This window comes from Mesorhizobium sp. M7A.F.Ca.CA.002.15.2.1 (assembly GCF_003998715.1).
Classification (GTDB): domain Bacteria; phylum Pseudomonadota; class Alphaproteobacteria; order Rhizobiales; family Rhizobiaceae; genus Mesorhizobium; species Mesorhizobium ciceri.
Window position 1 is genome coordinate 1 of the sequence record NZ_RZPI01000286.1, and the last position, 6,631, is coordinate 6,631.

Sequence of the window (6,631 nt, forward strand, 5' to 3'; positions counted from 1 at the left end):
GACAGTGCCGACGCTGATCTGGCCTGCAATCACTTTCTGGCCGCCGAACCAGAGCACCAGCCCCATGGCGGCCAGGAACGAGAAGTTCATGGCGCTGGTGTTGGAGACGCGGATGTCGACGCGCTGATTGGCAAGCTCCAGCGCCGACAGCTTGGCGCGGTCGAATTTTTCCAGCTCATGCCGCTGTGCCGCAAAGGCCCGCACGACGCGGATGCCGCCGAGGTTCTCATCCATCACCCGGCTCAGCACAGACAGCCGCTCCTGCAAAGTCAACCAGGTGCTGCGCAACGCCAGCTGGGTGACCGAGGACCGCCAGGCGACGAGGGGCACGAAACTCAGGCTGAGCAGCCCGAGCATGAGATCGGTGCTGATCAGGAGATAGGCGCCGACGCCGATCAGCACGCCGAGCAGCACCACACGCAAAATGCCGGTGGAGAAGAACATGCGCACGCCGTCGAGATCGAGCAGGCCGAGCGTGATCAAATCGCCGGTGTGGACCCTGTCGTGGTAGGCGAAGCTCAGGCGCTGGATCTTCTCGTAGAAGGCCAGCCGCAGTTCATAGCCGGTGCGATGACCGACGGCCTCGCCATAGTAGTTCTGCGCCATGGTGAAGAGGCCGCGCAGGATCGAGACGACGAGCAGCGTCAGCGCCGTGTTCCACAGCGCCTGTTCCGCCGCAGCGCCGGCACCCGCGGCCATCACACCTTGCGCCTGGTCGATGGCGCGTCCCAGCAGGCGTGGAATGAAAAGCTGCAGCGTCGCGGCGATGAAGGTCGAGACGATGGTGATGGCGACCTGCCAGGGATGGCGCAGCGTCATGCGCACGATGCGGAGCAAGGTGCTGAGGCCCTTGCCCCAGGAGGCTTCCGCCACATGGGCAAACGATTTGCCGCGCTCCGGTGCGCTGCTGGTTGCTTGCGTGTTCAAGGAAAATATCCAAACCAATCCGGACGTTAGCCCGGACTAATAAAGCAGACTCAATGTGAGCGGTTGACTTGGCGCTATGTTACGCGGGTCTGGCTTGGCCCTTCAAGAGCCAATGCCGGCATCGCACTGTGCCTGAAGGAAAGCGAACATGCGGCTGTGACCCGGCTGGCACCAGCGGCGTAATCCTGCCGATCTTGCCGAAGGGCGTTGGCCGGACGAGGTCAGCACCTAGTGTACGCAAGCGACGGCCGGACGGAATGCGACCTCCCATCCGGCCGGATTCCGGTTTGCTAGGCAGGTATCAGGACGGCGATCCGATGCACGCCGACCTCCTTGCTTGTATTTGTCGCCTCGTCGGTCTTGCCTTTGGCGCAGGTGTACATGTCACCCGTCTTGAGCTTGAATTCCTTGTCGGCCTTCTTGATCGTGAACGCACCTGAAGCAATGGTGCAGACCATATCGTTGTCCATCACCGTCTGAGGCGCGTGTGCGCCGGGCTGAAATACCACGTCGACAATTGCGATGCTCTTGTAGGCGGGAATGTCGGAGTTGCCGGTGCTGACCTCAACCACCCTGACACCGGGCGCAATCTCCTTGCCTTCCTTCGGGCCGTATTTCTTCGCTGATGCCGCCAGGGTGAACAGAGGCGTTATCGCGGCAGCCGTCACACCGAGAGCAATTGCAGACCTGCGATTCATGGTTTTCATCGCATCCTCCCACATGTTCGCCATGAACGAATGTGCATGGCTGAAATATATTAGCATAAACGAATGTAATTGTATGCGAGGAAGCTCCCAACCCCGGCATAGCCGCGTGAACTTGGCGGCAGCCGTCAGAGAGGTTCGTACATCGACCATCTGCTTGCCGCAAAAACCCCGCCGCGGCGGACCTTCGGACTGCTGTTGAGCCGCTCAAAAACCCTGGCGGTGCCGCCAGCAGGCGATCCGGTGGCCGGCCGCGACCTCTCGGGCCGGCGGCTCCGCCTTTCGGCAGTCGGGCAGGACCAGCGGGCAGCGGTCGGCGAAGGAGCACCCCGTATTCGGGACGCCGGCTGCCTCGATCTCGATTGGAGCGGATAGTCTCGGCGCAGCTTCGTCGGAGGACGCAGCCAAAAGCAGGGCCGTATAGGGGTGGTTGGGGCCGCGAAAAATCTGGTCGGAGGAGCCGGTTTCGACCAGGCGTCCGCGATAGAGCACGCCGATCCTGTCGGCCATGTAGCGCACCACCCTGAGGTCGTGGCTGATGAACAGATAGGTCGTGTCCTTGTCGCGCTGCAGGTCGTTGAGCAGGTTGAGAACGGTCGCCTGGACGGAGACGTCGAGCGCGGAGGTCGGTTCATCGAGCACGACGACCTTCGGCACGCCGGCGAAGGCGCGCGCGATTGCCGCCCGCTGCCGCTGGCCGCCGGACAGCGAACGCGACTTCTGCTCGGCCGTGGCGCCGGCGAGGCGAACCGATTGCAGCAGGTCGCCGACGCGGGCTCTCACTTCGCTGCGGCGCAGGCCGGCGAGCCTGCGCAGCGGGCGGCCGAGGATCGTGCCGATCCGCTGGCGCGGATTGAGCGTGCGATCCGGCGACTGGAAGACCATCTGCACGTCGCGGCGTTCGGCAAGGTTTCTCTTCTCGACGCGCGGCGCGACCGTCCTGCCGAACAGTTCGACCGATCCGGCGCTTGGCGTCTGCAGACCGGTGACGATCCGTGCCAGGGTCGACTTGCCAGAACCGGACTCGCCGATCAGCCCGAAGGTCTCGCCCTGGCCGATGTCGAGATCGACGTGGTGCAGCACTGGCTGGCTGCCGAAGGCATGACTGATGCCTTTGCAGGCGATCGCGATGCGGCGTTCTTTTGGCAGGCCGGCGTCTTCGCCTTGGGCCATTGGGTGCGCTGGCACGCCGTCCGTCTCCGCCAGTCTTCCGTCCCGCTTGGTGTAGTTGAGCGCCGGGATCGAGGCGATGAGCGCCTTGGTGTAGGCGTGAGAGGGGTTGTCGAAGACATCGCTCGCGACGCCGCTTTCGACCACGGTTCCCGCCTGCATCACCGCCACCCGGTCGCAGGAGCGGCGGATCATATTGATGTCGTGGCTGATCAGCAGGATGCTGGTTTTGTGATCCTTGCGTAAGTCGGAGAGGATGGCGATGATCTCGGACTGGACGCTGGCGTCGAGCGCCGTCGTCGGCTCATCCAGCACCAGCAGCGATGGGTCGAGCGCAATGGCAATGGCGATGTTGGCGCGCTGCTGCATGCCGCCGGAGAGTTCGTGCGGATAGAGATCCAGCACCCGCTCCGGATGGCTGACCCGGACGCGGCCCAGCAGTTCGGCGGCGCGCCCGCGCGCCTCTTCGAGGCGAACCGGGCGATGCCGCATGACCGTCTCGGTGATCTGGCGGCCGATCGTCATGCTTGGATTGAGGGCAGCACCGGGATGCTGGTAGACCGCGGCGATATGATTTCCCCTGAGCCGGCGCAGTTGCTCGGCGGAAAGGTCGCGGATTTCGCGGCCCTGGAATTCCAGCGCCGACGCAGCGATGCGGGCGTTTTTCGGCAGATAGCGCAATATGGCGAGCGCCACCGAGCTTTTGCCCGATCCCGACTCGCCAACCAGGCCGAGCGCTTCGCCTTCGCCGATGTGCAGTGACACGCCGCTGACGGCGGGATGCGATCCCTTGCGCCCGTCATAGGCCACGGACAGCTGGTCTACGTTCAGAACCGAGGAGGACATGGGGACTTGAAACCACTTTCTTCCAGCGCCGCCATCGAGGGCAATCGCTTCCGCTTTCGCAATTCATTATCTCTATAAATTTACTCGAATTAAGCCGGAGCGCAATCTACCTTTCTCGCATCAGCAGAGATTGTCGCCGTCTGCCGAGGCAGCGCGACGGTCTCCGGAGCAGATCTGGAAGGAGGCCCGGCATGGCTCGAGACCACATGATCCTCAGCGCATTCTTCTTCAACCCGCAGGGCGATCATCGGATGTCGTGGCGCCACCCGAGGGCGCCGGGGCGGGAGGTACTGGATTTCGAATTCTACCGCGATCTCGTGCAGGCGGCCGAACGCGCCAGGATCGACACCATCTTCGTCGCCGACCACGTGTCGATCTGGGATTCAGTCAAGAGCGGCGTCGCCCATTACGCCAATGCCCGCCTCGAACCGCTGACGCTGCTATCGGCGCTGGCTAGCGTGACCAAGCATATCGGCCTGATCACCACGGCGTCGAGTTCCTACAGCGAGCCGTACAATGTGGCGCGCATGTTCGCCTCGCTCGACCATATCAGCAAGGGCAGGGCGTCGTGGAACGTCGTCACCTCGGCCATGGATGAGGAGGCGCGCAATTTCGGCCGCGACGGCAATATCGAACATGCTTTCCGCTATGAGCGCGCGGCCGAATTCCTCGATATCGTCAAGGCGCTGTGGGACAGCTGGGAAGACGAGGCGCTGCTGATCGACAAGGCGTCAGGCCATTTCGCCGACCCCGACAAGGTCCATCCTATCGATCACAAGGGCAAGCACTTCAAGGTGCGTGGGCCGCTCAACGTCTCGCGGCCGCCGCAAGGCCATCCGCTAATCGTCCAGGCCGGCTCGTCCGAAGATGGCAAGAACTTCGCCACCGCCCAGGCCGATGCGCACTTCGCCATCTACAGCACCAAGGAGGATGGCATCAAATACCGTCAGGACATCAACGAGCGGCTGGCCCGCCACGGCAGGCGGCCGGAGAGCTTCAAGATCCTGCCCGGCATCCTGCCGATCGTCGCCGCCTCCGAAGCGGAAGGCCGGGAAAAGCAAGAATACCTGCAGACCTTGCTGCCGGATCAGGTCGGCATCGACCTTCTGTCGAGCTGGAGCGGGTTGGACCTGTCGCTGTTCCCGCCGGACGGGCCGCTGCCGCCGCTGCCGGACGAAAGCACGTTCAATGGCGGGCGCACATCGCTCAACCGGGTCAAGCAGTGGGCGAAGCAGAATCTCAGCCTGCGCGAGATCGCGCGCAAGCTCGCCAACAGCGGTTCGGTGCCGACGGTTGCCGGCACGCCGGTACAGATCGCGGACCAGTTGCAGGACTGGTTCGTTTCGGGTGCCGCTGACGGCTTCAACCTGATGTTCCCGCTGCTGCCAGAAGACTGGGTGAATTTTGCCGAACAGGTGGTGCCGGAGCTGCAGCGGCGCGGCGTCTTCCCGACCGAATACGGGCCGGGAACGCTGCGCGACCGTTTCGGCCTGGCGCGGCCCGCCAACCGCTTCGCCGAGCAGCGCGACAATGCGCGTGCCGTGTCCTGACCGGAAGAACGATCATGACCGTCGCACCAAGATTGCAGCCACGCGAAGCGACCGCGCCGCAGCTCGTCAATGTCCTGCACAGCCCCAAGCGTGTGCGCGTCAAATTCGGCGGCCGCACCATCGCCGACAGCCGCAACGTGCTGGTGCTGCGCTCCAACCATTTCCTGCCGATCTATTTCTTCCCGCCGTCAGCGGTCGACCCATCGGTGCTGAAACCTTCGCTGCATCGCGAGCCGCATCCGGTCGGTGGCGAGACCGCCTATTGGGATATCGACAGCGGCGACAGGCGCAGCGCCAACGCGGCGTGGTCGTTCGTGTCACCGCCGGATGAAAACCTGGCGCCGCTGGCCGGCCGCATTGCATTCACCTGGAAGGCCGTCGACCAGTGGTTCGAGGAGGAAGAGGAAGTCTTCGTCCACGCCCGCGATCCCTATGCACGCATCGATGTTCTGCAAAGCTCGAGCCATTTGCAGATCTGGTTCGACGGCGAGCCGATCGCCGACAGCCACCGCCCGGTGCTGCTGTTCGAGACGCATCTGCCGACGCGTTTTTATCTGCCCGCGGAAGACATCCGGCTGGAGCGGCTGACGGCGTCCGTCACCACGACGCGATGTCCCTACAAGGGCATCGCCTCTTACTGGTCCGGCCTGCTGAGCGACGGTTCGGTGCGCCCTGATATCGCCTGGAGCTACCGGGATCCCATTGAGGAAATGCCGAAGATCAAGGGCCTCATCGCCTTCTATCCGCAGGCCGTCGACCGCATCCATCTCGACGGCGAGCCCGTCGCATAGATTTTCAATCTTCATTTCAAAGCAGGGTTTCAAAATGACCAGACGCAGAGATATCGACGCAGTTCGCAATCTGTCGGGGGACATCTGGAATGTCGCCGTCGACGAACATCAGGGCGGCTTTCTCAAGCGCCGCGATCTCCTCAGATATGCCGCACTGCTCGGCCTGACCGGCTTTGCCGCCTCGCAGGGGTTGGGAGGCGCGCGCGCCGCGGCTGCCGGCGGCGGCACGGTTCGCGTCGGGCTCGGCCAGCCGACCAAGGCGATCGATCCGGTTTCGGTCACCGATCCGGCCAGCATCGGGGTGATCAGCCAGGTCGGCGAGTATCTGATCCTCGACGATCCGAAGGATGGTCTGCAGCCGAAGCTGGCTCTGTCCTGGGAGGCCAACGAGACGGCCAGCCGCTGGACCTTCAAATTGCGGCAAGGGGTAAAATTCCACGATGGCCGCGCGGTCACCGCCAAAGACGTTGTGGCGAGCTTCGAGCGGCTGGTCGATCCGGCCAGCGGCTCGTCGGCGTTGTCCGCCTACAAGGGCATCCTGTCCAAGGGCGGCGCCAAGCTGGTCGACGACGAAACCGTCGCCTTCGATCTCGACGGTCCGAACAGCAACTTCCCGTTCTATGTCTCCTCCGACGTCTACAAT

At 63.6% G+C, this 6,631-nt stretch carries 6 protein-coding genes; 3 read left to right on the top strand and 3 right to left on the bottom strand.

Features of this window, described 5'->3' with window-relative positions; all coding sequences use genetic code 11:
* The 3 genes from ENZ74_RS17140 to ENZ74_RS17150 all read right to left on the bottom strand — a co-directional run.
* On the bottom strand, positions 1 to 927 hold a 927-nt coding region (locus ENZ74_RS17140; RefSeq protein ID WP_164761061.1), incomplete at its 3' end, for an ABC transporter ATP-binding protein.
* A gap of 290 nt (positions 928 to 1,217) precedes the next feature.
* Entirely contained in the window at positions 1,218 to 1,634 is a 417-nt protein-coding gene (locus tag ENZ74_RS17145) for a hypothetical protein (RefSeq protein WP_063168685.1), read from the bottom strand.
* Positions 1,635 to 1,838: 204 nt separating this feature from the next.
* Positions 1,839 to 3,647, bottom strand: a complete 1,809-nt coding sequence (locus ENZ74_RS17150; RefSeq protein ID WP_063168684.1) for an ABC transporter ATP-binding protein — start codon at positions 3,645 to 3,647, stop codon at positions 1,839 to 1,841.
* Positions 3,648 to 3,838: 191 nt separating this feature from the next.
* On the opposite strand from ENZ74_RS17150, the gene ENZ74_RS17155 reads away from it, so the two are divergent.
* The 3 genes from ENZ74_RS17155 to ENZ74_RS17165 all read left to right on the top strand — a co-directional run.
* The gene (locus tag ENZ74_RS17155) at positions 3,839 to 5,197 is read left to right on the top strand and encodes an LLM class flavin-dependent oxidoreductase (protein ID WP_024503940.1); all 1,359 of its coding nucleotides are present in this window, start codon (positions 3,839 to 3,841) and stop codon (positions 5,195 to 5,197) included.
* Between the two features lie 14 nt (positions 5,198 to 5,211).
* On the top strand, positions 5,212 to 5,988 hold the full coding sequence (locus ENZ74_RS17160) for a DUF427 domain-containing protein (RefSeq protein ID WP_024503939.1): 777 nt from the start codon (positions 5,212 to 5,214) through the stop codon (positions 5,986 to 5,988).
* A 34-nt stretch (positions 5,989 to 6,022) separates the two neighbouring features.
* Positions 6,023 to 6,631: ABC transporter substrate-binding protein (locus ENZ74_RS17165; protein WP_245470969.1), on the top strand; the 609-nt coding region annotated here is incomplete at its 3' end.

Excerpts from the sequence above, each read along its gene's own strand:
- ENZ74_RS17145 (WP_063168685.1), bottom strand. The coding sequence starts at position 1,634 with ATGAAAACCATGAATCGCAGGTCTGCAATTGCTCTCGGTGTGACGGCT.
- ENZ74_RS17150 (WP_063168684.1), bottom strand. The coding sequence starts at position 3,647 with ATGTCCTCCTCGGTTCTGAACGTAGACCAGCTGTCCGTGGCCTATGAC.
- ENZ74_RS17155 (WP_024503940.1), top strand. The coding sequence starts at position 3,839 with ATGGCTCGAGACCACATGATCCTCAGCGCATTCTTCTTCAACCCGCAG.
- ENZ74_RS17160 (WP_024503939.1), top strand. The coding sequence starts at position 5,212 with ATGACCGTCGCACCAAGATTGCAGCCACGCGAAGCGACCGCGCCGCAG.